This window comes from Phytomonospora endophytica, from assembly GCF_014202425.1.
Taxonomy (GTDB): Bacteria; Actinomycetota; Actinomycetes; order Mycobacteriales; family Micromonosporaceae; genus Phytomonospora; species Phytomonospora endophytica.
The window spans coordinates 13,060-38,745 of the sequence record NZ_JACHGT010000015.1 but is presented as its reverse complement, the minus strand read 5'-3'; the positions used below and the strand labels follow the sequence as shown (position 1 = coordinate 38,745).

Genomic DNA, 25,686 nt, shown 5'->3' with positions numbered 1-25,686 from the left:
GTTGACGCTAAGTCAGTTCGGGATGAAATGGGCGGCAACGCGCCAAGTAGTGGGGATTGGGTCACCGAGAAGGGCGCGGTGACCCACCCACACGAAGGCCCCGGCGCCCACTCCCTGGACGCCGGGGCCCACACCCCGCCCCCGCGGGTCTGGCGGCGGACGACCGCCCTACTGCTCCCCCGCCAGCGTCAGCGACCGCAGCCGCTGCACCGCGAAGTACAGCCCGAACAGCGCGACCGCCGTCAGCAGCGACGCCCCGACCGGCAGCGACACCGCCGCCGAGATCAGCCCGTCGTCGGCGACCTTCTCACCGACCGACAGCGACCACTGCTGCACGCTCAACGCCTGCGCGCCCGGCACGGCACCACCGACGAAGCTCTCCCAGATCAGCACGTACAGCAGCCCGACGACGACCGCGTGCCTCGTCACGACCCCCAGCAGCAGGAACAGCGCCGAGTACCCCAGCGCCCCCACCAGCGCCGACACCGCGAACGCCAGCACGACGCCCTTGTCGGCACCGACCAGGATCAGCGCGGCCAGCGTGATCGGGATGACGGCGAGCAGCACGGCACCGAAGACGGCGACGACGTACTTCGTCAGGATGATCGTCGGCCGGCCGATCGGCTTGGCCAGCAGGTACACGACCGACCCGTCGTCGATCTCGGTGGCGATCGCGCCGGTCCCGCAGATCAGCGCGACCAGCGGCAGCACGGTCCCGATCCCCAGCGTCGCCAGGACCGTCGTGGACTCGTCGATGGCCAGGCCCGACGCCAGTCCGCGCAGGAGACCGGCGACGGCCAGCAGCACCAGCGGGATCAGCGACAGCAGGAGCAGCCTGCGCGGCGACAGCAGTCCCCGCATCGTCAGGCGGGCGATGGTGCGGTTCATGACTTCGACTCCTCAGAAGGGGCGGCCCGGCGCATCAGGCACCCACCAGGTACGTGAAGACGCTTTCCAGCGACTCGTCGGTCGGCGAGACCTCGTAGAGCCGGATCCCCCGCTCGCGGGCCACCTGCGGCAGCCTGCGGGTGAACCCGACGAAGTCGATCGCCTGGATGTGCAGGACACCGTCGCGCAGGTCGAGCTCGATCCCGGCGGTGCTGTCGTCGGCGATGAGGGCCGAGGCCAGCGCGCGGTTGTCGCCGGAGCGGACGGTGTAACGGTGCGGCCGGTCGACCATGAGCCGGCGGATCTGCCGGTAGTCGCCCGACGCGGCGTGCCGCCCGGCCACCATCACCTCGATGTGGTGGGCGAGCTGCTCGACCTCTTCGAGGATGTGCGAGCTGAACAGCACCGTGCGGCCCTCGGCGCCCATCTTGCGCAGCAGGTCCATCAGGTGCATGCGCTGACGGGGGTCCATGCCGTTGAAGGGCTCGTCGAGGAGCAGCACCGACGGGTTGTGCACCAGGGCCGAGGCCATCTTGACGCGCTGCCGCATGCCCTTGGAGTACGTGGCGATCTTGCGGTCGGCGGCGTACTCCATCTGCACGGTGTCGATCGCGGTCTGCGCGGCGAAACCGGCGTTGGGCAGCCCGAACAGCTCGGCGTTGGCGACGACGAACTCGCGTCCGGTGAGGAAGTCGTACATCGCCTCGCGCTCGGGCACCAGGCCGATGTGGTTGTAGATGTCCTCGTTGCGCCACGTCGCGGCACCGTCGAGGGTGACGGTCCCGGTCGAAGGAGCGAGGAAGCCGCCCATCATGTGCAGGAGGGTCGACTTGCCGGCCCCGTTCGGGCCGAGGAGTCCCGTGACGCCCGGACCGATCGTCATGGTCACGTCGTTGACGGCGACCACGTTCCCGAACCAGCGGGAGACCCGGTCAACGCTGATGGTGGTCATGAGTGGGACACCTTCTTGTAGCGCAGGGACAGGAGGGCGTAGCTGCCGGCGATGACCGCGAGGAGCACCACCACGAACACGACCTTCCCGATGGTCCCGGGCGGACCGGCGGGCGTGTTGGAGTCGACGCCGAACAGCGCGACCTGGGCACCGTCGAACAGCGTCATCGGCGAGAACAGCCCGGCCCAGCCGGCCAGCTTCTCGCTGCCCAGCTCGTAGGTGATGCCCTGGACGGCGCTGACGACGGTGTAGCTGCCCGCCAGCAGCGTGATGATCGCCGCGACGCCCAGACCCCGGCGTGGGGTGAGCGAGGCGATGAGCAGGCCGATGCCCGACAGGAGCGCCGCGAGCAGCAGCACCGCGACCAGCGCGAGCAGGAAGTCGCCGGTCTGCTCCATGAAGTCGAGCTTCCCGAGCAGCGCGCCGGCGTAGAGGATCACGACGGGCGCGGCGAGCAGGATGAACAGCGCCGAGGTCATGCCGGCCCACTTCGCCGCGACGTAGTCGCGGTCGGTCAGCGGGCGCGAGAAGTACATCGGGAGACTGTGGAAGCGCAGGTCGCGCGACACGGTCTGGGGCGCCTGGGCGGCCAGGAAGATCGCCGGGACGGCCTGCACGATGATCGCGTAGCTGGTGTAGGCGACGAGCGGCTCCTCGGCGCCCATGAAGATCATGACGGCGACGATGATCGCGGCCGGGAGCACCATGAAGGTCGCCAGGCCCATCGGCATGATCTTCGACTTCGCGGCGCGGCCGAGGCCGAAGACGCCCCGGAGGCTGTGGACGTACAGGGCCCGCGTGATCTGGCGGCGGCCGCCGCGCGGTCCCTCGTAGTGGCGGTAGCCGATGTCGTGGATGACCCCGGTGCCGCGCGCGGAGCTCTGGTTCACCGCTTCGGAACTAGGCATCGGCCGTCTCCTTCTCGGTCTGCGGCGCCTGACTCTGCTCACCCAGGAACACTTCGGCGATCCGGTGCCGGCGCTGCTGGAGGCGGACGAGTCCGACGCCGAGGCCGTCGATGGTGTCGCGGATGGTGTCGTAGCCGGTCTCGTCGGCGACGGACACGTGCAGCAGCCGCCCGTCGCGCTCGACGGGGAGGCCCGCGCCGACCAGCGCGGTCTGCGCGTCGTCGGTGCCGTCGGACCCGTCGGCGTTGGTGTCGACCTCAACGGTGAACACGCCCGTCGTGCGCGTGAACTCCTTGGTGGCCTGGGCGCGCAGGAGCTTCCCGCCGTCGACGACCACCACGTGGTCACACGTGCGTTCCAGCTCGCCGAGCAGGTGCGAGGTGACGAAGACCGAGATCCCGAAGTCGGTGTGGATCCGGCGGATCAGGTCGAGCATCTCGTCGCGGCCGACCGGGTCGAGGCCGTTGGTGGGCTCGTCGAGGAGCACCAGCCTCGGGTCGTGCACGAGGGCCTGGGCGAGCTTGACGCGCTGCTTCATGCCCGTCGAGTAGCCCCCGATCGGGCGGTAGCGCTCCTCGTAGAGGCCGACGTGCCGCAGGGTGTCGGCGGTGCGTTCACGGGCGGCGGTCGACGGGAGACCCGACATGCGCGCCATGTGCATGACGAACTCGGTGGCCGAGACGTCGGGCGGCAGGCAGTCGTGCTCGGGCATGTACCCGACTCGCTCGCGGATGGTGGCGCCCTCGGTGGCGACGTCGAGCCCGAGGACACGGGCCTTCCCCTCGGTGGCCGGGGAGAGGCCGAGCAGAATCTTGATCAGCGTGGACTTGCCCGCGCCGTTGGCGCCGACCAGGCCGGTGACGCCCTCGGGGACGTCCACGGTGAGTTGGTCGAGGGCGGTCACCCGCGGATACCGCTTGGTGAGTTCCTCGGTAGCTATGACAGACACGCCACTGACGTTAGTGCCACATAGCCGGTAGGCAATCGTTCCGCAGGCTGAGGGAAACCTGAGGATTCCCCGGGAACGGCCCTTAGGGGGTGATCAGCTCAGCTCCGCGAGGTGCGCGCGGACCCACTCCCGGAACCCGCGCGGAGCCGTCCCCGTGACTTCCTCGACCGTGGGCAGGACGCGCGACTCGTCGAGGTTGCCGTCGACGTAGAAGTCGAAGAAGGCGTCGACGTACTTCTTCGGCATCGCCGCCTCCATCTCGACGCGGGCGACGTCGTCGGGGATCGCCTCGAAGCGCAGGTCGCGGCCGAGTTCCCGGGCCAGGACGCGCGCGCGCTCGGCGGGCAGGATCGGCTCGGGCCCGGAGACCTCGTAGACCTTCCCGGCGTGACCATCGTCGGTCAGGGCGACGCGGACGACCCGGCCGATGTCGTAGGGGTCGATCATCGCGGCCGCGACATCGCCAAAGGCCTCGCGGACGACATCGCCTTCCCGCAGCTGCGGCAGCCAGCGCAGGGTGTTGGCCATGAACGCCGACGGGCGCACGATCGTCCAGGCGAGCCCGGAGGCGCGCACGGCGTCCTCCGAGGCGGCCATGTAGGCGGTGACGGCGTTGGTCAGGTCGCCGCTGCCCGCGGACATGCCCGACAGCTGCACGACCCGCTCGACGCCGGCCTTCGCCGCCTCGGCGAGCACGCCCGGCATGTCGGCGTAGCCCGGCAGCAGGAACACCCCGCGCACGCCCTCCAGGGCGGCGGCGAGGCTCGCCGGCTCGTCGAGGTTTCCCGCGACCGTCGCCACACCCTCGCCGAACCCGGCCGGCGCGCCCGAGCGCGTCAGCGCCCGGACCTCGCGGCCGTCGGCGACGAGCGCCTCGACCACCGCCCGGCCGACGTTCCCACTGGCCCCGCTCACCAAGTACATGTCGTCTCCCATGTGGTTCAGGTCGCCGCAGCGGCGGCCGCGACCAGGCGGTGCGCGATGCGCGGGTACCCGGCCCAGTGCAGGTTCAGGTAGGACGCGTGGACGTTACGCCACACGTAGCCCTCGGGCTGCCCGCCCTCCCACTTCCACGCGGCCGCGTCACCGGTGCGGGGCATGACCGTCGAACGGTGACCCTTGTGCCCGGTCATCTCGTCGCCTTCGTCGGCGATCACACTGCTCGACTGCGCGACGGCGTTGCGGTACCCGAGCACCAGCATCGACGAGGAATGGGCCTCGGCGTCGAGGACACCGCCCATCGGCCGGTTGTCGTACTCCTTGGTCAGCCACAGGAAACCCGAGGACTCGGCGACGACCGGTGCGCCCGTGCGCGCGAGTTCGGCGACGGCGTCGCGCAGTTCCTCGTTGGCCGACAGCTCGTCGACGTACTGCTCCGGGAAACCCCCGCCGAACACCAGCGCCTTCGTGCCCGGCGGCAGCGCGGTGTCGCGCAGCGGGTCGACGACGGCGATCTCGGCGCCCGCGGCGGACATGAGTTCGAGCGACTCGGCGTAGGAGTAACTGAAGATGTTCCCGCCCGCCACGGCGATCAGCGGCCGCTCGTCGTCCTCGAATTCGACGGGGTCGCCGATCGCGGCCTCCGCCGACCACGGCTCGGAGGTCAGCGGCGGCACCGAACGGCAGATGCCGAGCAGGCGGTCGAGGTCGACCGAGTCGAGCATGAGCTCACCGAGGCGGCGGATGGCGCGGACGGCCTCCACCGAGCGCTCCACGACCGGGACGAGGCCCTGGGCGCGCGGCGGCAGGACGACCTGGTCGCGGCGGCGCAGGACGCCGAGGACGGGCACCTCGATCGCGTCGAGGGACTCGCGGAGGATGTGCTCGTGGCGGTCGGAGACGACCCGGGTGAGGATCACGCCGCCGAGCCACAGGGGCTCGTGGAAGGTCTTGAAGCCGTGCACGAGAGCCGCCACCGACTGGCCCGTGTACCCGCAGTCCACGACGAGGATCACCGGTGCCCGGAGCATCCCGGCGACCTGCGCGGTGCTCTCGGTGTCGGCGCGGCCGCCGAGCCCGTCGAAGAGGCCGAGCGTCCCCTCGACCACGGCGATGTCGGCGCCCTGCGATCCGTGCGCGAACAGCTGCGAGACCAGCGCCGGCGAGGTCAGCTGCGGGTCGAGGTTGCGGCCGACGCGGCCACCGGCCAGGCCGAGGTAGCCGGCGTCGACGTAGTCGGGGCCGATCTTGAACGCCGCCGGTTTCAGTCCCCGCGAGCTCAGCGCGGCCAGGAGACCGGCGGTGACCGCCGTCTTGCCGTGCCCCGAGGACGGGGAGGCGACGATGAAACGGGGGATGGCGGTCATTGCTCCTCCGAGAACTGGTGGCGAGCCTTAAATAGTGCCCGGCTTCGGCAAATCGCGGTGTACCGGGTCGCATCGGCGGCGGGAGCGCCAGGGGACTCACAGGGGCGAAGCGTAAACTCGCCGCCGTGTCGACGCCCGGTTACCGCTTCCTCGCCTCCCCCCGCTGGATCGGGATCATCGTGGGCGGGATCGCCGCCATGGCGCTGTGCGCTTTCCTCGCGCAGTGGCAGTACGGGCGCTACGAGGAGCGCGCCGCGGCCAACGACCGGGTGACGGCCGCCGCCGACTCCGAACCGCGCGCGCTGAGCGGGGTCCTCCCCGCGGGCGCGGCCCTCGCCGAGGACGACGAGTGGACCCTGGTCACCGCGACGGGCACCTTCGACGCCGCCAACCAGATCTTCCTGCGCGGACGAACCGTCGACGGCAACACCGGCTGGGAGGTCGTCGTCCCGCTCAAGCTCGCCGACGGCACCGCCGTCCTCGTCGACCGCGGCTGGGTTCCGCAGGGCGACAAGGGCGCGACGCAGCCCCCGGACGTGGCGCCGGTCCCGTCGGGCGAGGTCACCGTCGACGGCCGGATCCGCCCCTCGGAGACGGCGATGGGCGAGATCGCCGAACTCAACGGCGCGCTCCAGACCCGCCGCCTGAGCCCGTCCCTCATCGGCGAGGCGCTCCCCTACCCGGTACTCGACGGGTACATGACGCCCGACGTGCCCGAGGAGGGCTTCAAGGCCATCCCGGTGCCCGAGCAGCGCAGTTGGCAGAACTTCGCCTACGCCTACCAGTGGTGGCTCTTCGCCGGTCTCATCCCGATCGGGCTGGTCATCCTGGCCCGCAAGGAGAAGCGCGGCGAGCGCAAGGAGGCACTTTTCGGGGACCGGGTCGATGGCGATGAGCCGGTACCGTCCGGGGTATGAAGACCGACCGGTACCGCACCTCGGGCGAAACGCTGAACGAGTTCTCGCTCGACGTCGCACCGCACCACCCTGCGCTGCCGATCCCCGTGACCGGACCGCCCTCGTCCCTGCGTACCAGGCGTACGGTGCGCGGCGGCGGTGAGGTGTTGCTCACGGCGCTGGGGCCCGTCCGGGTCACCAACCGCCGTGTCTACACGCCCGCGGTGACGCTGCCCCTCCACGAGGTGCGCTGGCGGGTCGAACACCGCTTCACCTGGACCGAGGAGACGCCGGAGTGGGCGACGGTCGCCTCGCTCGTCGGCGTCCCCTTCACGCTGGGGCTGAGCCTGCTCCTGCTGATGGTCAAGGAGTCGCACCTGCGCGGGCACGTGAAGGTCACCATCAAGCACCCGGCCGGCAGGTACACGATGCGGCTGCCGGTGACGTCGGTGACGCAGGTCGGCCAGATTCATCAGGCGGTCGCCTACGTCGGGCAGTGGAGCCGACGCCGTTCCCGCTCGGGTCATACGATGGCGGCATGAGTGATCTTCGTTCCGCGGTGGAGGCGGTTCTTCCCGGCGTGCGCGCCGACCTGGAGCGCCTCGTCCGCATTCCCAGCGTGGCCTTTCCCGGGTTCGACCACAGCCACGTCCGGCGCAGCGCCGAGGCCGTCGCCGAGCTCCTGAGGGGCGCGGGCCTGCCCGACGTCACGATCGTGTCGACGAACGCGCCCGACGGCACCCCCGGCCAGCCGGCCGTCATCGGCCGCCGTCCCGCGCCCGAGGGCGCGCCGACGGTGCTGCTCTACGCGCATCACGACGTGCAGCCCGCCGGGAAGCCCTCCGAGTGGGAGCAGGACGACCCCTTCGAGATCGTCGAGCGCGACGGCCGCCTCTACGGGCGCGGCGCCGCCGACGACAAGGCCGGTGTGATGGCCCACGTCGCCGCCCTGCGCGCCTTCGGCGACGACCTGCCGGTCGGCGTCACGGTGTTCGTCGAAGGCGAGGAGGAGTACGGCTCGGCCTCGCTGGAGAAGCTCATCGAGGAGCACAAGGAGGAGCTGGCCGCCGACGTCATCGTCATCGCCGACTCCGGAAACTGGGACATCGGCCACCCCGCGCTGACGACATCCCTGCGCGGCCTGGTCAACGCCTACGTCGAGGTCCGCACCGCCACCCACGCCGTGCACTCGGGCATGTTCGGCGGGACCGTCCCCGACGCCCTGACCGTCCTGTGCCGCGTTCTGGCAGGCCTGCACGACGAGAACGGCGACGTCGCGATCCCGGAGCTGATCCGCTCCGAGGCCTCGCCGCTGGACTACCCCGAGGACCGCCTGCGCGCCGAGGCGGGCATGCTCGACGGCGTCGAGTTCATCGGCACCGGCCGCCTCGTCGAACGCATGTGGACCAAGCCGACCGCGACCGTCCTCGGCATCGACGCGCCCGGCGCGCAGGAGTCGGCCAACGCCCTCCAGCCCTACGCGCGCGCCAAGGTGAGCATCCGCATCGCGCCCGGCGAGAACGACATGCAGGCCTTCGAGTACCTCCGGAAGCACCTGCTCGCGCAGAACGCGTGGGGCGCCGAGGTGACCGTGAGCCTTGACCAGGGCGGCCTGCCCTGCGTCATCGACGCCACCGGCCCCTCCTACGACGCCGCCCGCGACGCCTTCGCCGAGGCGTGGGACGGCGTGCGGCCCGTCGACATCGGGGTGGGCGGCTCGATCCCGTTCATCGCGACCTTCCAGGAGATGTTCCCGGAGGCGGCCGTACTGGTGACCGGTGTCGAGGACCCCGACGCCCGGGCGCACGGCCCCAACGAGAGCCTGCACCTGGGCGAGTTCGCGCGGGTCTGCCTGGCCGAGGCCTACCTGCTGCGGAACCTCGCGCCGAAGAACTGACACACGACGAGCGAGCGGGGACGGCCCTGGTGAGGGCCGTCCCCGCTGGTTTGCGTTCGTCAGTCCCCGTAGGTCTCCGCGCGGCGCCGCTGGGCGAGGAGCCACAGGCCCGCGCCGCCCGCGAGCAGGACCGCGCCCACGATCGCCAGGAGGGTCGCGGTCGGGCCGGTCACGGCGAGTCCGCCGCCGTTGCCGGGGCCGGTCGGGGTGACCGGGGTACTCGGGGTCGGCGAGCTCTCGGAGGCCGAGGAGCTCGCGCTCGGGCTGGGTGAGGGCGGCAGGACCTCGATGCGGACGTCGTTGTCGTGTTCGCCGATCTGGGTGCCGCCGGAGTCGAAGCCGCGGACGCGGATGCGGACGGTGAAACTCTGGTCGGGCGCGGGCGAGACGCAGGTGTACTCCTCGACCTGGCCGGGCGACATGTCACCGAGGTCGCGTTCGCATTCCTCGACGTCGGGAGAGCGGACGACGACGTCGAGGATCGTGAAGGTCGGGTGGACGTTCTTGACGGTGATCGTGTAGGTCACGGGGTCACCGGGGTGCACGGTGGTCTTGTTCGCCTTGACGTCGACGCTGAGGACCGCGCCTTCGGCCTCGGGCTCCGGCTCGGCCTTGACGGGTGTCCTCGGGAGCGGCACGGTCGTGTCGGCGCTCGACTCGGTCTTGCCCGCCGTGCCGGTGACGCCGAAGGACGCGGACTCGCGGTCGGCGTACTTCCCGGTGCAGTCGAGAATGGACCGGCCGCCGGGCGCGAGGATCGCCTCGGCGGGCGCGCAGTCGAAGCCCGTGGGCGCGGTCAGCCCGGTGAGGCGAACCGGATCGTCGCCTTCGTTGGCGACGGTGAGCGTGACTCTGCCGGCTCCATCCACCGTGGCCTCCGCGGCCTCACCGGAGAGGGTGAGCGTGCCCTCGGCGACGGCGGCCGAGGGCACGGCGAGCACACCGATCCCGGCCAGGGCGAGGGCGGCGAACAGGCCACCGGCCTGTTTGAGCGCAGCATGGATCTTCATACGACTCCCCACGGAAATATCCCCAAGCGCCCACGAAAAGTGAGCGGTCCCAATAACTGGATAACGGGATGTTGCCTGTTCGGTTACGGGAAGTCTTGCAATCTAATGGATCTCGATACGTTCAGTCGATGTCGCCTCGGCCGCGCAGCCGACGGACGAGTCCCGCGATCGGGTCCTGCGATCTGTTGAAAGCGTCCCTATAGGACCGTGCGGCGGCCCTGACCTCGTCGGAGATCGAGACCTTGTCGTCGTCTTCGCGTCGCGGATATTCGCCGCGGAGCACTTTCCCGTATTCACCGTCATCGACCCATTGCTGAAGGGAAGCGGCGCGCGCGACGGCGAAATCGTGACTGCGGCGTTCGAGCATCATCAGTTTGAGAACGCTGTCGCGCACATCTCCGCCCGCCTCGAATTCGCGTGCCTGGGCGAGGAAAGCGGTGATGTCCACATCGGACAGGTCGCCGCCGCCGGCGAGTTTGGCGAGGGCGCGGATTCCGGCGGCCGGGTCCTGTCCGGCGAGCAGGCCGGCGCGGTCGGCGGACAACTCGGCCTTACGGCTCCACTCGTAGAGGGCGGCGACGATCGCGCGCAGGGCCAGTGAGCCGACGGGGATCCAGGAGACGCCGAGGGCGAGATTGACCAGCAGGTCGAGCATGGTCCGGTAGACGGCGTGCCCGGAGGCGGCGTGGCCGAGTTCGTGACCGAGGACGTAGCGCAGCTCCGGCTCGTCGTAGAGGTCGACGGTGCCGCTGGTGATGACGATGAAGGGCTTGTCCATGCCGATGGTCATGGCGCCGAGGTCGGGATCGCGGCTGACGTAGAGCTCGGGCAGCTCGGCGAGGTCGAGGGTGGCGGCGGCGTCGGCGTAGACCGCGTGGACCTTGGAGAACTGGCGATGGTCGACGCGGATCGAGGAGCCGAGGTGGCGCAGCCGCAGGGAGCGCTCGTCGAACATCCCGAAGAGCTTGCGCAGCACGGTGTCGAAGCCGCGCAGCTCCCGCAGTGCGACGAGGGCGCCGCGGTCGGCGGGATGTTCCCAGGCCCGGGAGCTGATGCCGCGCAGGATGACGCGGCGGCGGGGGGTCGTCAGGTCGGCGTCGGCCATCGGCTCAGGCTCCTTGCCCGGGGGGCGGGTCGAGGCGAACGTACTCGGTGTCATGATCGTGCCCCACGCGCGCACGTCCGTCCATCACGACATCGGCTGCCCCGCGAGTGCCCTCGGCGGTGAAGTGGGCGGTCTCCTCGGCGATCCAGCGGCGCAGGGGCGCGTCGACCTGGGCCCCGTCGCGGGCGAGGACGCGTTCCCTGCGCACGGCCAGGGGCGCCTCGACGAAGACGGTGAAGGTCAGGTGCGGGCGATTGGCCCTCCGGGCGCTGCCCACGCCTTCGAGGATGAGGACGTCGGGGGCGCCGACGTGGCGGAGGCGGTCGCCGAAGCGGGAGGCGTGCCAGTCGTAGGCGGGATAGGCCGCCGGGCGGCCCTCGGCGAGCGGGGTGAGGACGAGCTCGGCGAGGCGGCGGCCGGAGCCGGCGAGGTCGGACCATCCGTCGAGGAGGTCGTCGGTGTGGAGGACGTGGGTCGACGCGCCGGCCGCCCGGAACGCGCGGTCGAGTGCCGAGGCCACTGTGGACTTGCCCGCGCCGGTGCCACCGTCGACGGCGACGACCCGGATGTCCCCCAAAAAGGGCGGGCGCTCCAGAATGGACGCCGCGAGTGCCCCGTAACGGCCGGTTTCCATCAATCTCCCAGGTCAGCTCGGGTGCCGGCGGGTGAATCCGCCGTCACGTTCGATGAGGTGCCATCTTCTCGCGGTAACATCCGCATAACATCTACGGCGCTGCGACTTGACTCGTGCGTCCCATTACGGCTATTCGTATGGTGGGTCAGCGAAACGGCGTGGGGCACCGGGAAGAATCATCCATCTTCCCGGTGCCCCACGCCGTATCCATGTGTTTTTCCGCCCCGCCTCGGCCGAAGGTTATCCACAACCGGTGAGTAATCCACAGGGCTCGCGGCCACCGGCTGGCAGGCGTCCCCGACCTGCGGGATCGTCGAGGAGTCAACGCACCCGAGGAATCCGGAGCCGACTCATGTACGACACACCGCTGACCGTCATCGGGAATGTCGCCGACCGCCCGAGCCGCCGCCGACTTCAGCCTTCCGGGGTGTCCCTGACCGATTTTCGCGTCTTGTCGACCAGCCGCGTCAAAGACCGCGAGACCGGAACATGGACCGACGGGGACCTCTTCGCCGTCCGCGTCGTCTGCTGGCGCGACCTCGCCGACCGCGTCTTCGAATCGGTGTCGAAAGGGGACCCGGTCATCGTGCACGGGTCGTTCAAGGGCGATTCCTGGGTCGACGCCACCGGCGCCAAACGCTACAGCTACGAGCTGGAGGCAAGAGCCCTCGGCCACAACCTCAACTGGGGCTTCGCCACCTTCGAACGGGCGAGCAAGGGCGCAGGCACACCAACGGCGATGCCCGGACTCGACCGCGTCGTCCTGGCCGGACTGGCGGGCGACGGCGGGTCAGCCGGATCAGCCGGATCAGCCGGATCAGCCGCCGAGCGGACGGCACTGACCGTGACGGGAGGCGGCGGGGGCGGTCCCGAGGCCACCGGCGGACGCCTCGACGGCCGCTTCGGCTGGACGGAGGCCCCACCCGAAGAGGAGGCCCGGGAGGACGCGCCGGTGAGCTGAGGACGGACCGGGCGGCAGCGGCGCTGAGGCGCGGCCGTTGCGGGGTGGACGCCGCGGTGGTGGCGGCGTCCCGCGCCTCGCTCGCACCCTCGTCCAACCCGCCCCCACCCCTCCCCCGGCCGGACCCGGTACGGTCTCACGTGGCCAGCTGACCGAACGGATGAGGTGACGACCACGTGAGTCCCGGTGGCGTACGACCGAGACGGACCCACCCGGCGCGCGTTCGCGCGCGGCTGCTCACGGCCGTCCTCGGCGTGGCCGCGCTGCTGCTCGCGGCGGCCTGCACACAGGCCTCGCCGGAGGGCACGGCCGGTTCGGTCGCCGCCCAGTCCGAAGGCGTTCTCGGCGGCCGCGTGATCGTCATCGACCCCGGCCACAACGGCGGCAACGCCGAGCACCCCGAGGTCGTCGACAAGCTGGTCGACGTCGTCACCAAGAAGAAACCCTGCGACACCACGGGCACCGAGACCAACGACGGCTACCCCGAGCACGCCTTCAACTGGGACGTCGCCGAGCGCCTCGCCGCGGTCCTGCGCGAGCGCGGCGCGACGGTGCTCCTGACCCGCGAGGGCGACGACGGCGTCGGGCCCTGCATCACCGAGCGGGCGGCCGTCGCCAACGACGCCGGTGCCGACGTCGCCGTCTCGATCCACGCCGACGGCGGCTCGGCGAAGGGCCACGGCTTCCACATCATGGAGCCCGTCCTGGTCAAAGGCCACAACGACGAGATCGTCAAGCCCTCGCACCAGCTCGCCATCGCCATCCGGGACGCCTACGAGGAGGGCACGGGCCTGCCGCCCGCCGACTACATCGGCGACGACGGCCTGAACCCGCGCGACGACATGGGCGGGCTCAACCTCACGACGGTGCCCAAGGTCATGGTCGAGTGCGGCAACATGCGCCACAAGGGAGACGCCGAGAAGCTCTCCGACGCCGACTTCCGGCAGAAGATCGCCGAGTCCATCGCGGCCGGCCTGACGACCTACCTCGAAGCCTGACCTTCGGCCAGGCTCACCAGGACGCCGGCGCGCTCGCGCGCGCCCTCGACGAGGACGGCGTTGCGCTGGTCGGAGCCGTAGGCCCACTCCCGCGCCGCCGCGGGCGTCTTCCCGTAGGCGCGATGCCGCTCGACGAGACGGTTCATGCGCAGGTCCTCGGGCACTTCGACGTACCAGGACTCGTCCAGCAGCGCGGCCACCGCCCCGAACGGCCCCTCGCCGAGCAGGAGATAGTTCCCCTCGGTCACAACCAGCGGCGTAGAGGCCTCGACCGCGATCGCTCCCACGATCGGCTCCTCAAGGTCACGACGAAATTCCGGCGCGTAGACCGTGGCGTCGCCCACGTTGCCCACGTCGCGCACCCGCCGCAGCAGGGCGACGTAGCCGTCGGCGTCGAAGGTGTCCGGCGCCCCCTTGCGCGCGGTACGCCCCAGCCGAGCCAACTCCACCTGCGCCAGATGGAAGCCGTCCATCGGGACATAGACGGCCAGGTCACCGAGGGCGGCGACCACCCGCCGCGCCACCGTCGACTTGCCGGCGCCCGGCGCACCGGTTATCCCGAGCACACGACGACCGCCGCCCCGCGCCAGCACCCCGGCACGCGCGACACACCCCTCGACGGACTCCACGACCTCTTGCACCACCCGGCGAGTCTGCCAGCCCGAACGACCACGATGGCGATCACCCGTTCGTGTAGTCGCTAGCAGCGGTGGGCCAGGGAACGATAATCTTCCATCGGCATGCATCATGGACCAACAACGATCATGCCCACCGGCCCCCGTAGCTCAGCGGATAGAGCAGGAGACTTCTAATCTCAAGGCCGCAGGTTCGAATCCTGCCGGGGGCGCCACTCAGCGCATGGCGACACGCCCAGTGGCGACCACGCCTACCGAGCTGCTAGGAACCATACTCCGCTCGGTGGCGATCGTCACCACCCAGCGTGACCGCGAACTTCCGCCGAGGGCGGTCCTCTCGGGACCGCCGCACGCGGAGCCGCCCGCCGGGGAGCACGGTCGCCAGCGCGTCGGCCCTAGGACGGCGAGTGGGAGCCGCTCGGCGCGAACCGATCACCGGAGTCGCGCCGACGGCGCTTCCGGACGAGCGGCCTGTGCCGCCCGCTGCCGCTCGGTGGGCGCTCATCCTCCATAAGGCACGGAAAGGCGCCTCCTGAGGCCTGCTCGTGCGCCTGGAGGCCCATACCGGGGCCGACGAAGTGAACTGTGCACCCTCCTGCTCGGAGACGTCGCGGCCAGGCGATGCCGAGCGGATCGGGGCACTGACAGGTTCAGAGGATGAGGCGGTCGGCGCCCGAGGTCAGCGCGGTGACAAGTGGCACCGCCGAGGCCGGCAGCAACGGTCCTCGCCGCAAGACCGGCGTCCAGCCCGCGTCGGAGCCCAAGTCCGGATCGTGCGCGGCGTTGTAGACGTCGAGAAGGCTCACCGGGCGCAGGGTCCACGGCCCGGTGCCGACGCGGTTGCCCTTCTCGGTGAGCGCCGTCCCGCCCCAGTCGTAGAGCAGGTTCCCGGCGGCGGCGCCGGGGGCGAGCACGAAGGCGTTGTTCTCGGCGTACACGGCCGACTGGACGCCGACGCCGATGGCGTAGGCGAAGCCGCCGGTGAGGCGGTAGTAGTTGTTGTAGACGTCGACCTGGCCGAAACGCACGCGCGGCAGGCGCTGGAGGGCCCCGTCGAAGACGTTGTGGCGAACGGTGACGTTGAGGCGTCCGACGTCGGGGCCGACGGTGTTGGACGAGCCGATGAGCATGCCCTTGTCGTGCTCGGTGAACCGGTTGTGGGAGACCGTGACCAGGCTCGCGGTGTGCGTGATGTCGAGCCCGCCGTCGTGAACCTGGTAGGGCCGTCCGAAGTGGACGGGCTGGGCGCTGTCGGGGTTGTCGCCGTCGGTGAAGGTGTTGTGGTCGATCCAGACGTTCTCCGAACGGCGAACCGAGATCCCGTCGTACTGGGAGTTCCAGTTGCCGGTCGCGCCGTCGGTCGGCGACCACGCCGGGAAGCAGTCACGGGCATCGTCGAAGGTGATGTTGCGGATGATGACGTTGCTCGCGGTGTCGGCCATCAGCGTCAGGCCGGTCAGGACGGCGCCGCCGGTCCCGACGATGGTCGTGTTGGGGCCGACGTTGATCTGCGTCCGCCGGGTCTGGGCGGCCACCGATCGGACACGCGCCTCCTCCAGCGGACCGGAAGGATTCACCCGACCCCACACCGCCGGGTCGTAGGCGGCGAGGTAGGCGTCGAGCGTGTAGGCGGGATCGGCGAGCTCGGCACATGTGAGCAGGCCACCGTCATCGGACTCGAACCCGTCGATGACCCCGCGGATGTAGACGATCTTCGGAGTCCCGTTGGCCTTGTTCGTGGCGTTGTCGCCGCCGAGGGCCGCGACGAGCTCGGCCCGGGAACCGGCGACGTGGACATCGGCGGACGACGCGGCGGACCCACCGGTCGTGCCGGGACCGGCCGACGCCCAGCCGTCCCCGGCGGGCAGGGTCTGGCGCCCTAAATCACGAGCGTGCGCCTGGGCGGCGGGAACCGCCGTGACGCCTGACGCCAGGAGGACCAGAGAGACGACCGCGGGGGTGAGTGTCATGAGACGCATCGGGCTCCTGTCAACGCGTGTGGGCGGGGCCTCCCCCGAACCTAAGAGCGCGCGACGAAAGGGGTCAATACCACTGGTTTGCAGGTTGTTTGCCGCCCACAGCCCTCAATATCGCGGTGTTCGCGTGGGGAAAGCATGGTTTCGCCGACTTCGCGGCTCGGGCCTGTTGCAGGAGGACGTTCATCCGGGCGGCTCGTCGCCGTCCCACCGATCGGCTCGCCCCCGGCGGAGAACAGACTTCGCCAACCTGAATCCGACCCCGCCCAGTGGCCGTCGTCACCACCCAGGGTGAGCGCAAATCCGGCGATCCGGGGCCGTTGGCGACAAGGCCACCACGCGTAACGGCCCTGGCCGTGCGGTGCCCGGATTCGGCTCCGTCTCAAGCCTGTGCCGGTCGTGCCGGGCGCGGTTAGGATCCGGCTGTGCCTGACCCCACCGTGTCCGTCGTCATCCCCGTCTACAACGTGCGTCCGTGGCTGGGCGAGTGCCTCGACTCGGTCCGCCGGCAGACGATCGGGACCGCGAGACTAGAGGTCATCGCCGTTGACGACGGGTCCACCGACGGGAGCTGGGAGGAGCTTTCGCGGCTGGCCGCGGAGTTCCCCGAGTTGACGGCCGAGCGGCTTCCGGCGAACTCCGGTGGGCCCGGCGGCCCGCGCAATCGGGGCCTCGAACTGGCGAGCGGCACCTACGTCTTCTTTCTCGACGGGGACGACTATCTCGGTGACGAGGCCCTCGAACGGCTCGTCGCGATGGCCGAGCGTGCGTCCGCGGACGTCGTCCTCGGTCGCATGGCCACGCCGCCGGGGCATCGGGACCGGGCGCCGAAGTCGATGTTCGGGCGCTCGATGGAGAAGGCCGACCTGTACACCTCGAAGGTCTTCAACAGCCTCGGCCCGTGGAAGCTCTTCCGCCGCTCCCTCATCGAGGACAACGGCATCCGCTTCCCCGAAGGCGTCCCCCGCCGCGAGGACGGCCCTTTCACGAGCCTCTGCTATCTCAAGGCCGCGACCATCTCGATCGTCGCCGACTACGACTGCTACTACCTCCGCCAGCGCGCCGACGGCTCCAACGCCACCAACCAGCCCCCCGACTACCCCGCGCTGCTCGACATCGCCGCCGACCTCTTCGGCATCGTCACCGACAACGTCCCGCGCGGTGAGAAGCGCGATCGCCTGCTGCAGCGCCACGTCCGCACGGCCGTCCTCACCCTCTTCGGCGGGTACTGGCTGGCGACGTTGTCCGACACCGAGAAGCGCGGCACCTTCGGCAAGGCCCACGCGCTGCTCGAAGAGCACCTCACCGACGGGATCCTCGCCGCGCTCGATCCCAGGCGGCGCCTGCTGTCGCACCTGATCGCCGTCGGCGACTTCGACGGCTTCATCGCGGCTCTCGGCGAGATCGTCGCGGACACGGAAGCGTCGCCGGTCGTCGAGGACGGCCGCGCCTACCTGCCGCTGACCTTCTTCCGCGACGCCACCAGGACCGTCCCCGACCAGATCTACGACGTGACCGACCGCCTTCGAGTCGACCACGAACTCGGCGGCCTCGCCCGGACCGATGAGGGCCTGCGCGTCACCGGCACGGCCGTGATCCCCGATCTGCCAAACCACCCGCAGACCGTCGAACTCGTCCTGCGCGAACGCGCCGGCGAGTCGACCGTGACGATCCCCGCGACCACGACCGAGTCCGGCGCCTTCGAAGGCGTCCTCGACCCGTCGAAACACGCCATGCCCGACGGGCTCTGGGACGTGTCGGTCGCCGTCGCTGTCGACGGGCTTCGGCGAGAGCAACGCCTCGGCACCCGTCGCGCCGACGGCCTCGCCGCCGCGACCGAGTCGCACGAGCTGCCCGGCCGCGACGGATCCGTTGTCGCCACGGTCTTCCACACCAAGTACGGCAATCTCGGCCTCGACCTCGGCGAGCACGTCCATTCGACGATGCCGGTGCCGCTTTTGAAGTCGATGCGCAGCACCACGACCCGTCTCCGCCTCACGGTCGACTACCCGGCGCCGCCCGACGATCGTCTCGTCGACGCGGTGATCACGCTGGCGCGCGGGCCGGTCCGGCATCGGCTCTCGACGACCACGACGACGGCGGCGGGAAATCTGCGTCTCACCGCCGGTCTGGCCCTGCCCGGTGTCCGCCTGCGCCCCGGCAGCTGGGACGTCCGCGTGGATCTCCAGATCGGTGACCTCCACCGGGATGTGCTGGTGGTCAACAAGAAGGGCCGGTCGGTGCGCGTCCGCCTCCTGCCGCGGCTGACGGCGCTCGCGAGGCGACTGCGGCGGCGCTGAATTTCTCCGGCCGCCGCCCCTCCCATTCCGCATGAGAGGATCGCTACGATGGTTCCTATGACGACCGCTCCCGTCTCCCTCTCGCTCGACGTCGATCTCCTCGCGCGCTTGCGCGACCAGGCGAAATGTGCCGGGGTCTCGCTTTCGGCCTATGTCAACGGGGAGCTGGCGCGGCGGGAGCAGGCACGGACCGCCATGACCTACTTCCGGGTCTCGGAGCGCATCGCGCATCGCGAGCAGCTCGACGTCGACCGCCTCACCGAGGAGCTCGTCGGGGACCACGCGTAGTGCGCCCGGCCGGGGTGCGGCGCGGCCAGATCCGCCGTCTGCGGACCACCGTCGCGGGTGACATCCTCACCGCCGTCGTGTCCGCCGACGAGATGCACGACGCGACAAGCCGCGCGATCGTCGCGCGCATCACGGCCGATGCCGAGGCCGCCGACACGGGTGTGTCCGTCCCACTGCCCACCGGGATGGACGCGGTCGGCTGGATCATGCCCGACCGCCTCAACGAGGTCACCCAGATCAAGCTCGGCCCCTCGCTCGGCGATCTTCCCGCCGAGACCCTCGAACATCTCGACGTCGCCCTCGGCGTCGTCCTCGGGCTCCCCCGGCGCTGATGGTCCCGGTCCTCACCCGCGTCACCGGGCGCCTCGGCCGGATCGTGCTCAACCGGCCGCGCGCGATCAACGCCCTCAACGCCGACATGGTCGCCGCGCTGCACACCGTCCTCGATCGTTGGGAGCACTCACCTCGGGTGCGTGCGATCCTCGTGACCGGCGCCGGTGACCGGGGTCTGTGCGCGGGCGGCGACCTCCGTGTCTTCCACGCCGACGCGCTGTCGGGCGGCACGGCCTCGCTCGACTTCTGGGCGGAGGAGTACCGCCTTAACGCCCGCATCGCCGCCTACCCCAAGCCGATCGTGGCGTGGATGGACGGCCTGGTCATGGGCGGCGGCATCGGCATCGGCGGCCACGCCGGGGTCCGGCTGGTCACCGAGCGCTCGCGGCTGGCGATGCCCGAGGTCGGCATCGGTTTCCATCCCGACGTCGGCGGCAGCCGCCTGCTCGCCCTCGCGCCCGGCCGCACGGGCCTGCATCTGGCGCTGACGGGCGGCTCGATCGGTGCGGGCGACGCGATCTACACCGGCCTCGCCGACCATTACGTGCCCTCGTCACGGCTGCCGTCGCTGGCCTTGGAGCTTCACGACGGTGAGGTCCCCGGCTTCACCGCACCGGTTCCGGACGGTGAGCTCGCCGCCGCCCGGGACTGGATCGACGACTGCTACGCCGCTCCCGACATCGCCGGAATCCTCGCGCGACTGCGGGACCACCCGGCGCCGGGCGCGCGGGCCGCGGCCAAGGAGATCGAGGGCAAGTCGCCGACATCGCTGGCCGTGACGCTGCGGTCGGTGCGCGAGGCGGCCGCGCTGCCGAGCCTGGAAGCCGTGCTGGACAGGGAGTTCAGGCTCTCGGCGGCGCTGCTGCGCACCCACGATCTGGCCGAGGGCATTCGCGCGCAGATCATCGACAAGGACCGCGATCCGCGCTGGGCGCCGGTCGGGGACGTCGACGCCCTGTTCGCCCCCGGCGAGCGGGAGCTCGGTCTCGTCCATTGAGGACTCGAACGCCCCGGCGGTGCGGCACCGCCGGGGCGCGCCTGCGTTACGGCGCCACGGTCGGCTGCGCGCCCGAGCCGAAGGCCCAGCCTTCGACGCTGCCCGGCGCCGGGTTGTAAGCGCTGGCACCGGAAGTGCTGTAGGTCCAGGCGCTGCCCGGGGTGCCGTGCCAGTACGACCAGTAGGCCGAGGTCGGTGGCGTGTTGACGCAGGCCTCGGCGGCCGCCGTCGGCAGGCCGTCGAGACGGCAGACGAAGGCGAGTCCCCAGCGGCTGGTGCCGGTGACGGTGAAACTCGCGCCTTGGAGGGCGGCGATGCCGGTGGCGGGATCGCCGAGCGCGCAACGGCGTTCGACGCTGCCGCCGAAGGCGGTGAAGTCGACGACGACGGTGACCCCCGTCGTGCCGCTGCACCCGGCGGCCTGCGCGGGGCGGGCGGCCGGGTCGGCGGCGACGAAGGAGACGGCGGTGAGGAGGGCGGCGAGCAGCAGCGCCGCCCGGCGGGTGAGCGTGGTCATGTCGGGTTCCCTTTACTGGCAGGAGAGGACGGGGTCGCCGGACCGCGCGCCGGTCGCGTCGAGGCGGCCGAGGCTGACCGACGCGAGACCGAGGACGGCCTGCGCGGTGGCGCGGGTGGCGGTCGCCGGGTCGAGAGGCCCGGCCTTGAAACGGATCGCGCCACGGTCGGCGGCCGCTCCGGTGCAGTCGACCTGGAGCCCGCGCAGGAACTGGCGGGCCTTGGCGGCCGCGGTGAACCTGCCCCCGGCGAGGAGGGCCTGGGCGGCGAGGCCGGTGCTGTTGGCGTTCTCGACGCCGAGGGCGCTGAAGGCGCCGTTCGCCGACTGCACCGAGAGCAGCCAGCACAGTCCGGCGGCGGCGTCCGACCAGCGCCCGGCCGCGATCAGGGCCTGGACGGCGATCGCGGTGACGTCGACGTCGCTCGTGCAGGTCGCCTGCGCGAACAGCAGCGGGTAGCCGCCGTCGGCGCAACGGCTTCCGGCGAGGAAGCCGACCGCCGTCGCGGGCGCGCCGCCGGTGGTGCGGTCGAGGGCCAGGACGGCCAGGGACTGGCTGAAGCCGTTGCTGAAGTCACCCCACTGGGAGCTGTCGGAGAAGCGGCCCGAGGGGGTCTGCAGGCCGCGGAGGCGCGCTTCGAGGTCGAAGCCGCCGAAGGCCGACGGGTCGCCGCCGCGGACCTGGACGGCGAGGGTCAGTTTGGCGGTGGCACCGGCGTAGGCCTCGGTGCCTTCACCGATGTAGCCGCCGGTGACACCCGGCGAGGCGAGCCAGGTCAGGGCACGCTCGGCGAAGGCGTCGGCGGTCTTGCTCGCGGCGAAGGCGAACACGGCGTCGACGGTCAGGCCCTGGTCGGGGTAGGCGACGCCGTCGAAGACTGCCTCGAAGCGTTCGCCGTCGACCATGTGGCGGGCGAGCCAGCCGGCCGCGGCGTCGCCACGATCGCCGGTGGGAGGGGAGGACGCGACGGCGGGCGTCGCCGCGAAGACCGTGAGCGCGAGTCCGCCGACAAGGGCGGCTCGCGTCAACAGGCGCAATGACATGGGCGTTTAACGCCTTTCCGGTATGCGAGACGCGTACCGGAGTCCGTGGACGGCTGCGCCCTGATACCGGTCGCCGTCCCGCGGACCACGACGGGAAATGGGCGATGCAATACGGGCGGTGCGGGTATTCGGGCTCGCCGCATACGTTGCGGCCCACCGTTGCGGGTCAGCGCCGGACTTCGACCGGACTTCCCCCGCTACCGTCCTGATTGGATGTGCGCAGGCAGTATGTGCGGCCGCACGGTACGTGTCAAGCCGGGTGTGAACCTCCGGACAGATGTGGGCCGGATCGCAGCGGCGACCTGGCGCACGGACCGTGACGGGAAGTAGACTCCGGTCGCCGACTGCCCGTCGGCGGACAAGCGAATCGCGTGCAAGGCAAGGGAAAGCCGGTGCGAATCCGGCGCTGACCTGCAACCGTGAGCGGCGAAGGCCGCAAGTCGGAACACCTGCCGGGCGCGTGCACTGCTTCTCACTGTCATGGTCTGCGGTGTGGAGCCCGGTAGCCGAGTCTTTCGGGCCCCTTGCGGCATTCGTCAACGGATGCGCCAGGGGCTCTTTTGGTTCGCCGCCCTGGCCCGCGACGCCGATCGCCCCGCGCGCGTCGAAAGGTGCCACCGATGTCCGGCAGACCCACCGCCAGAACCCTGGCCGCCCTTGGGGCCGCCACCTCCGTGGTGGCAGGCGCCGCGATCGTGTTGTCCCCGACCGCCCTCGCCGACCCGTCCGCCGCGCGGGCCGCCGCCGCGTGGCAGGCCCGCGAGGTCACCGCCGAGGGCTTCGTGCCCTCCGGCTGGGGCACCGCCGACTGGGGTCTGACGATCGACACGCTCATCGCGTTGAAGGCGACCGGTGCCGACGACGCCGTCGCCGACAAGATCACCGAGACGCTGAAGACCCGCGCGTACGAGTACTTCTCCCTGGATCTGTGGGACACCAAGGGTCAGCGCATCGCCGGCGCGACCGCGAAGGTCCTCTACGCGGCGGTCGTCTCCGGCGCCGACCCGGAGGCCTTCGGCGAGTACGACATGCGTCAGGAGGTCCTGGATCTGCTCGCCGGGACGGACAAGGGCCCGGAGGAGGGACGGGTCAAGGACAAGGTCACCTCCGGCAACGACAACAGCAACACCTTCGACCAGTCCCTCGCCGTACTCGGTCTCGTGCGCAGCGGCGAGGTCCCGCCGCCCGCCGTCGACTTCCTCATCGACCAGCAGTGCTCCGAGGGCGGTTTCCGCCTGTACCCGTACGCCTTCGGCGGCAGCGGTGTGACCGGGAACTGCGACGCACAAGACGATCCGGTCCTCGATCCCGACTCGACCGGGATGGCCGTGCAGGCGCTGCTGGCGGCCGCGGCCGACGGGGTGGAGGGCGCCGAGGCCGCCGCGAAGAAGGGCGGCGACTGGCTGACGTCGATCCAGAAGCCCGACGGATCCTTCGGCGGGTCCGGCCCGACGGCCGCGCCGAACACCAACTCCACCGGCCTGGCCGGGCAGGCCCTCGCCGCGACCGGCCACAAGGCCGAGGCCGACAAGGCCGCCGCGTGGGTCGTCGCGCACCAGATCACCGAGGCCGGCGGGGGCGCGGCCAAGGCCGACGCCGGGACGATCGCCTACAACGACGAGATCCTGGCCGACGCCAAGGCCAACGGCCTCGACCCGCTCCAGCGCGACACCTGGCGCCGCGCCACCCCGCAGGCCCTGCTCACCCTCGCCCAGATCCCGCTCGGCGAGATCGGTGTCACCGACCCCGACCCGGGCGGCTCCGACTCGCCGAGCCCGTCGTCGCCCGGCTCCTCCGCTCCATCCACTTCGGACCCCGCCTCACCTGGCCCCTCCGATTCGACGACCGCGAGCCCTTCGGGCACCACCGCCACCACCACCGCACCCGGTACACCCGGTCCGGGAGGCAACGGCAAACTTCCGCTGACCGGTGCGAGCCTCCTCGGCTTCGGCGGCCTGGCGATCGGCCTGCTCGGCGGCGGCCTGGTCCTGCTCCTCATCGCGCGCAAGCGCAAGGAGGCGACGAAGGCATGAGACGCGTCCGCAACGCACTGACGGCCCTCGCCCTCGCGGCCGGTCTGACGGCCGGGTGGGCCGCGCCCGCCTCGGCGATCGACACGGGCAAGGGCACGCCCGGCTTCTGCCCCGACGCCACCGGCGTCACCGTGATCATCGACTTCCAGGAGCTCGGCGGCACCACGATCGTGCGCTGCGCCCCCGGCGACCAGGCCACCGGCCTGACCGCGCTGAAGAACGCCGGCATCCAGATCGCCGGGACGAACCGCTGGGGCGAGGCCTTCATCTGCCGCGTCGAGGGCAAGCCGGGCCCCGCCGACGAACCCTGCATCGACACGCCCCCGGCCTCGGCCTACTGGAGCTACTGGCACGCGCCCAACGGCGGGAACTGGACCTACAGCCAGTGGGGCGTGATGAACCGCAAGCCGCCGCAGGGCAGCTTCGAGGGCTGGTCGTTCTCCAAGAACAACTCCTCGACCTCCAATCCCCCGCCCGGCGTGGCACCGCAGCGACCCGCGCCCCCGCCGACCGGCGGCGACAACGGCGGTGATGACGGCGGCGACGGCGGCGATCCGCCCGGCGACAACGGTTCCGGCCCCGGCGGTGAACCCGCGAAACCCGGCGGCGGCGACCCGGCCGCACCGAAACCGGGCGAGTCCGCGGCACCGTCGGCGAGCGCCACTCCGTCCACTGTGGAGTCCGGTCCCGGTCCGGCCGATCTGCCGACCGAGGCCCCGAATTGGACCGGCGTCGGCGAGGACGGCCTGAAGAGCGCGTCGAACACCACCGAGGGCGGCATTCCCGGCAGCACGCTCGCCGGGATCGGCGTGGTGGCCCTGCTCGCGGTCGGCGGGGGCGCGATCGCCTGGCGCCGGAGACTCGCCCGCCGCGGCGAGACGAGTTGAGCCTCCGGGACCGGTGGCCGCCGCTGCCCCGCACCGTTCACCCCGGTGCGTGGTGGCTGTGGTCACTGGGCCTGGCGACGGCCGCGAGTCGCACGACGAACCCGATCCTGCTGGTGATGATCCTGGCGGTGTGCGGTTTCGTCGTCGTGCGTCGCCGCGGGGACGCGCCGTGGGCGCTGGCCTTCCGGATGTACCTCTTCCTTGGCGCGTTCATCGTGACCATGCGGGTGGTCTTCCGGATCGTGTTCGGTGGCGGGCAGGGCGACATCGTCTTGTTCACACTGCCCGAGATCCCACTGCCGGAGTGGGCGGCGGGGATCCGGTTGTTCGGGGCGGTGGCGGTCGAGCAGATCCTCGGCGGCTTCTACGACGGGCTGCGACTGGCGACTATGGTCGTGTGCGTCGGCGCGGCGAACGCGCTGGCCAACCCCAAGCGCATGCTCAAGGCGCTTCCCGGTGCCCTGTACGAGATCGGGACGGCGGTGGTGGTCGCGCTGACCGTCGCACCGCAGCTCGTGGAGAGCGTCCTGCGGGTGCGACGGGCGCGCCGCCTGCGCGCCGGCGGGCAGAAGGGCCTGCGTGCTCTGCGCGGAATCCTCATACCCGTCCTGGAAGACGCCCTCAACCGCTCGCTGGCCCTGGCCGCCGCGATGGCCTCGCGCGGTTACGGTCGCACCGGCCACGTGCCTCGCGGGACGCGGCTGCTGACCGGATCCCTCGTCGTGACAGGACTTCTCGGCGTCTGCGCCGGGCTCTACGGCGTCATGGACGCCTCGACGCCCCGGTACATGGGCGCGCCGATGCTCGCCGCCGGACTGGCCGTGGCGACCGCCGGTTTCGTCATCGGTGGCAGGCGCGTCCGCCGCAGCCGCTACCGACCCGACCGGTGGCGGCCGGGCGAGTTCGCCGTCGTCGCCTCGGGTCTTGCCACCGGAACCCTGATGTACCTCACGACCCGCGTCGACCCGGCGAACCTCTATCCCTCGCTGAATCCACTGACCTGGCCCGAAGTCGGCCTGCTCCCGGCCGTCGCGATCCTCATCGGCGTGCTCCCGGCCTGGCTCGCGCCGCCGCCGGAGTCGACACAGGAACCGGCGACCGCCGAGATCCCCGCCCAGGGCACCGCACCGGCCGCCCTGCCCGTCGGCGGCCCACCGCGGGCCGCGAGGAAGTGA

25 protein-coding genes, 1 tRNA gene and 2 riboswitches are annotated in these 25,686 nt (G+C 71.3%); of the genes, 13 read left to right on the top strand and 13 right to left on the bottom strand.

Annotated elements, in window-relative coordinates; genetic code table 11:
• Positions 1-168 precede the first annotated feature (168 nt).
• The 6 genes from HNR73_RS29195 to HNR73_RS29170 all read right to left on the bottom strand — a co-directional run bounded on the left by HNR73_RS29195 (position 169) and on the right by HNR73_RS29170 (position 6,003).
• On the bottom strand, positions 169-888 hold the full coding sequence (locus HNR73_RS29195) for an ABC transporter permease (protein ID WP_184790886.1): 720 nt from the start codon (positions 886-888) through the stop codon (positions 169-171).
• 34 nt (positions 889-922) lie between these two features.
• Positions 923-1,840 carry an ABC transporter ATP-binding protein gene (locus HNR73_RS29190; protein ID WP_184790885.1) on the bottom strand — a complete coding sequence of 306 codons (918 nt, stop codon included), beginning with the start codon at positions 1,838-1,840 and terminating at the stop codon, positions 923-925.
• Entirely contained in the window at positions 1,837-2,748 is a 912-nt protein-coding gene (locus tag HNR73_RS29185) for an ABC transporter permease (protein WP_184790884.1), read from the bottom strand. Before HNR73_RS29185 ends, HNR73_RS29190 begins: the two co-directional genes overlap by 4 nt.
• The gene (locus HNR73_RS29180) at positions 2,741-3,697 is read right to left on the bottom strand and encodes an ABC transporter ATP-binding protein (protein WP_184790883.1); all 957 of its coding nucleotides are present in this window, start codon (positions 3,695-3,697) and stop codon (positions 2,741-2,743) included. Before HNR73_RS29180 ends, HNR73_RS29185 begins: the two co-directional genes overlap by 8 nt.
• A gap of 93 nt (positions 3,698-3,790) precedes the next feature.
• Positions 3,791-4,621 (bottom strand): NAD(P)H-binding protein, encoded by an 831-nt coding sequence (locus tag HNR73_RS29175; protein WP_184790882.1) that lies wholly within the window; start codon positions 4,619-4,621, stop codon positions 3,791-3,793.
• 17 nt (positions 4,622-4,638) lie between these two features.
• The gene (locus HNR73_RS29170) at positions 4,639-6,003 is read right to left on the bottom strand and encodes a cobyrinic acid a,c-diamide synthase CobB (protein ID WP_184790881.1); all 1,365 of its coding nucleotides are present in this window, start codon (positions 6,001-6,003) and stop codon (positions 4,639-4,641) included.
• A gap of 125 nt (positions 6,004-6,128) precedes the next feature.
• On the opposite strand from HNR73_RS29170, the gene HNR73_RS29165 reads away from it, so the two are divergent.
• The 3 genes from HNR73_RS29165 to HNR73_RS29155 are packed head-to-tail and all read left to right on the top strand — an operon-like array spanning position 6,129 to position 8,796.
• On the top strand, positions 6,129-6,920 hold the full coding sequence (locus tag HNR73_RS29165; protein ID WP_184790880.1) for an SURF1 family cytochrome oxidase biogenesis protein: 792 nt from the start codon (positions 6,129-6,131) through the stop codon (positions 6,918-6,920).
• On the top strand, positions 6,917-7,441 hold the full coding sequence (locus HNR73_RS29160; RefSeq protein ID WP_184790879.1) for a hypothetical protein: 525 nt from the start codon (positions 6,917-6,919) through the stop codon (positions 7,439-7,441). Before HNR73_RS29165 ends, HNR73_RS29160 begins: the two co-directional genes overlap by 4 nt.
• Complete coding sequence (locus HNR73_RS29155; RefSeq protein WP_184790878.1) at positions 7,438-8,796, top strand: dipeptidase; 1,359 nt, start codon at positions 7,438-7,440, stop codon at positions 8,794-8,796. Before HNR73_RS29160 ends, HNR73_RS29155 begins: the two co-directional genes overlap by 4 nt.
• 59 nt (positions 8,797-8,855) lie before the next feature.
• On the opposite strand, the gene HNR73_RS29150 is transcribed toward HNR73_RS29155, so the two are convergent.
• The 3 genes from HNR73_RS29150 to HNR73_RS29140 form a co-directional block, all read right to left on the bottom strand.
• A complete protein-coding gene (locus HNR73_RS29150) occupies positions 8,856-9,806 on the bottom strand; it encodes a COG1361 family protein (RefSeq protein WP_184790877.1) in 951 nt (316 codons plus the stop codon).
• Positions 9,807-9,927: 121 nt separating this feature from the next.
• The gene (locus tag HNR73_RS29145; protein ID WP_184790876.1) at positions 9,928-10,911 is read right to left on the bottom strand and encodes a M48 family metallopeptidase; all 984 of its coding nucleotides are present in this window, start codon (positions 10,909-10,911) and stop codon (positions 9,928-9,930) included.
• Positions 10,912-10,915: 4 nt separating this feature from the next.
• Entirely contained in the window at positions 10,916-11,545 is a 630-nt protein-coding gene (locus tag HNR73_RS29140; protein ID WP_184790875.1) for a uridine kinase family protein, read from the bottom strand.
• A 352-nt stretch (positions 11,546-11,897) separates the two neighbouring features.
• Between HNR73_RS29140 and HNR73_RS29135 the strand changes: the two genes are divergently transcribed.
• Together HNR73_RS29135 and HNR73_RS29130 are read left to right on the top strand one after the other, a co-directional pair.
• The gene (locus tag HNR73_RS29135; RefSeq protein ID WP_184790874.1) at positions 11,898-12,506 is read left to right on the top strand and encodes a single-stranded DNA-binding protein; all 609 of its coding nucleotides are present in this window, start codon (positions 11,898-11,900) and stop codon (positions 12,504-12,506) included.
• A 176-nt stretch (positions 12,507-12,682) separates the two neighbouring features.
• Positions 12,683-13,504 (top strand): N-acetylmuramoyl-L-alanine amidase, encoded by an 822-nt coding sequence (locus HNR73_RS29130; protein ID WP_184790873.1) that lies wholly within the window; start codon positions 12,683-12,685, stop codon positions 13,502-13,504.
• On the opposite strand, the gene HNR73_RS29125 is transcribed toward HNR73_RS29130, so the two are convergent.
• Positions 13,489-14,148, bottom strand: a complete 660-nt coding sequence (locus tag HNR73_RS29125) for a nucleoside/nucleotide kinase family protein (protein ID WP_239122161.1) — start codon at positions 14,146-14,148, stop codon at positions 13,489-13,491. The genes HNR73_RS29130 and HNR73_RS29125 overlap by 16 nt on opposite strands.
• Before the next feature lie 130 nt (positions 14,149-14,278).
• Here HNR73_RS29125 and HNR73_RS29120 point away from each other — a divergent pair.
• Positions 14,279-14,354, top strand: a tRNA-Arg gene (locus tag HNR73_RS29120).
• 435 nt (positions 14,355-14,789) lie between these two features.
• On the opposite strand, the gene HNR73_RS29115 is transcribed toward HNR73_RS29120, so the two are convergent.
• A complete protein-coding gene (locus HNR73_RS29115) occupies positions 14,790-16,109 on the bottom strand; it encodes a pectate lyase family protein (RefSeq protein ID WP_373316618.1) in 1,320 nt (439 codons plus the stop codon).
• Positions 16,110-16,540: 431 nt separating this feature from the next.
• On the opposite strand from HNR73_RS29115, the gene HNR73_RS29110 reads away from it, so the two are divergent.
• From HNR73_RS29110 to HNR73_RS29095, 4 genes are read left to right on the top strand one after another with little or no spacing between them, the layout of a single operon-like run.
• A complete protein-coding gene (locus HNR73_RS29110) occupies positions 16,541-18,415 on the top strand; it encodes a glycosyltransferase family 2 protein (protein WP_184790871.1) in 1,875 nt (624 codons plus the stop codon).
• A gap of 57 nt (positions 18,416-18,472) precedes the next feature.
• Positions 18,473-18,703, top strand: a complete 231-nt coding sequence (locus tag HNR73_RS29105; RefSeq protein ID WP_184790870.1) for a hypothetical protein — start codon at positions 18,473-18,475, stop codon at positions 18,701-18,703.
• Positions 18,703-19,035, top strand: a complete 333-nt coding sequence (locus HNR73_RS29100; protein WP_184790869.1) for a type II toxin-antitoxin system PemK/MazF family toxin — start codon at positions 18,703-18,705, stop codon at positions 19,033-19,035. The genes HNR73_RS29105 and HNR73_RS29100 overlap by 1 nt, the downstream gene beginning before the upstream one ends.
• Complete coding sequence (locus HNR73_RS29095; RefSeq protein ID WP_184790868.1) at positions 19,035-20,033, top strand: enoyl-CoA hydratase/isomerase family protein; 999 nt, start codon at positions 19,035-19,037, stop codon at positions 20,031-20,033. Before HNR73_RS29100 ends, HNR73_RS29095 begins: the two co-directional genes overlap by 1 nt.
• Positions 20,034-20,079: 46 nt before the next feature.
• Here the strand turns inward: HNR73_RS29095 and HNR73_RS29090 are convergent, their stop codons facing one another.
• Together HNR73_RS29090 and HNR73_RS29085 are read right to left on the bottom strand one after the other, a co-directional pair.
• Positions 20,080-20,550 carry an SCO2322-related protein gene (locus HNR73_RS29090; RefSeq protein WP_184790867.1) on the bottom strand — a complete coding sequence of 157 codons (471 nt, stop codon included), beginning with the start codon at positions 20,548-20,550 and terminating at the stop codon, positions 20,080-20,082.
• 12 nt (positions 20,551-20,562) lie between these two features.
• Positions 20,563-21,591, bottom strand: coding sequence for a prenyltransferase/squalene oxidase repeat-containing protein (locus tag HNR73_RS29085; RefSeq protein ID WP_184790866.1), 1,029 nt, complete (start codon positions 21,589-21,591; stop codon positions 20,563-20,565).
• 102 nt (positions 21,592-21,693) lie between these two features.
• Positions 21,694-21,829: riboswitch (cobalamin riboswitch) on the bottom strand.
• 79 nt (positions 21,830-21,908) lie between these two features.
• A riboswitch (cobalamin riboswitch) is annotated at positions 21,909-22,063 on the top strand.
• A 148-nt stretch (positions 22,064-22,211) separates the two neighbouring features.
• On the opposite strand from HNR73_RS29085, the gene HNR73_RS29080 reads away from it, so the two are divergent.
• The 3 genes from HNR73_RS29080 to HNR73_RS29070 are packed head-to-tail and all read left to right on the top strand — an operon-like array spanning position 22,212 to position 25,686.
• On the top strand, positions 22,212-23,624 hold the full coding sequence (locus tag HNR73_RS29080; RefSeq protein ID WP_184790865.1) for a prenyltransferase/squalene oxidase repeat-containing protein: 1,413 nt from the start codon (positions 22,212-22,214) through the stop codon (positions 23,622-23,624).
• Positions 23,621-24,511 carry a hypothetical protein gene (locus HNR73_RS29075; protein ID WP_184790864.1) on the top strand — a complete coding sequence of 297 codons (891 nt, stop codon included), beginning with the start codon at positions 23,621-23,623 and terminating at the stop codon, positions 24,509-24,511. The genes HNR73_RS29080 and HNR73_RS29075 overlap by 4 nt, the downstream gene beginning before the upstream one ends.
• Positions 24,508-25,686 carry a CbiQ family ECF transporter T component gene (locus tag HNR73_RS29070; RefSeq protein ID WP_239122162.1) on the top strand — a complete coding sequence of 393 codons (1,179 nt, stop codon included), beginning with the start codon at positions 24,508-24,510 and terminating at the stop codon, positions 25,684-25,686. The genes HNR73_RS29075 and HNR73_RS29070 overlap by 4 nt, the downstream gene beginning before the upstream one ends.

Excerpts from the sequence above, each read along its gene's own strand:
- HNR73_RS29135 (WP_184790874.1), top strand. The coding sequence starts at position 11,898 with ATGTACGACACACCGCTGACCGTCATCGGGAATGTCGCCGACCGCCCG.
- HNR73_RS29185 (WP_184790884.1), bottom strand. The coding sequence starts at position 2,748 with ATGCCTAGTTCCGAAGCGGTGAACCAGAGCTCCGCGCGCGGCACCGGG.
- HNR73_RS29145 (WP_184790876.1), bottom strand. The coding sequence starts at position 10,911 with ATGGCCGACGCCGACCTGACGACCCCCCGCCGCCGCGTCATCCTGCGC.
- HNR73_RS29155 (WP_184790878.1), top strand. The coding sequence starts at position 7,438 with ATGAGTGATCTTCGTTCCGCGGTGGAGGCGGTTCTTCCCGGCGTGCGC.
- HNR73_RS29095 (WP_184790868.1), top strand. The coding sequence starts at position 19,035 with ATGGTCCCGGTCCTCACCCGCGTCACCGGGCGCCTCGGCCGGATCGTG.
- HNR73_RS29150 (WP_184790877.1), bottom strand. The coding sequence starts at position 9,806 with ATGAAGATCCATGCTGCGCTCAAACAGGCCGGTGGCCTGTTCGCCGCC.
- HNR73_RS29190 (WP_184790885.1), bottom strand. The coding sequence starts at position 1,840 with ATGACCACCATCAGCGTTGACCGGGTCTCCCGCTGGTTCGGGAACGTG.
- HNR73_RS29085 (WP_184790866.1), bottom strand. The coding sequence starts at position 21,591 with ATGTCATTGCGCCTGTTGACGCGAGCCGCCCTTGTCGGCGGACTCGCG.
- HNR73_RS29090 (WP_184790867.1), bottom strand. The coding sequence starts at position 20,550 with ATGACCACGCTCACCCGCCGGGCGGCGCTGCTGCTCGCCGCCCTCCTC.
- HNR73_RS29175 (WP_184790882.1), bottom strand. The coding sequence starts at position 4,621 with ATGTACTTGGTGAGCGGGGCCAGTGGGAACGTCGGCCGGGCGGTGGTC.
- HNR73_RS29105 (WP_184790870.1), top strand. The coding sequence starts at position 18,473 with ATGACGACCGCTCCCGTCTCCCTCTCGCTCGACGTCGATCTCCTCGCG.
- HNR73_RS29160 (WP_184790879.1), top strand. The coding sequence starts at position 6,917 with ATGAAGACCGACCGGTACCGCACCTCGGGCGAAACGCTGAACGAGTTC.
- HNR73_RS29115 (WP_373316618.1), bottom strand. The coding sequence starts at position 16,109 with ATGACACTCACCCCCGCGGTCGTCTCTCTGGTCCTCCTGGCGTCAGGC.
- HNR73_RS29075 (WP_184790864.1), top strand. The coding sequence starts at position 23,621 with ATGAGACGCGTCCGCAACGCACTGACGGCCCTCGCCCTCGCGGCCGGT.
- HNR73_RS29170 (WP_184790881.1), bottom strand. The coding sequence starts at position 6,003 with ATGACCGCCATCCCCCGTTTCATCGTCGCCTCCCCGTCCTCGGGGCAC.
- HNR73_RS29195 (WP_184790886.1), bottom strand. The coding sequence starts at position 888 with ATGAACCGCACCATCGCCCGCCTGACGATGCGGGGACTGCTGTCGCCG.
- HNR73_RS29140 (WP_184790875.1), bottom strand. The coding sequence starts at position 11,545 with ATGGAAACCGGCCGTTACGGGGCACTCGCGGCGTCCATTCTGGAGCGC.
- HNR73_RS29080 (WP_184790865.1), top strand. The coding sequence starts at position 22,212 with ATGTCCGGCAGACCCACCGCCAGAACCCTGGCCGCCCTTGGGGCCGCC.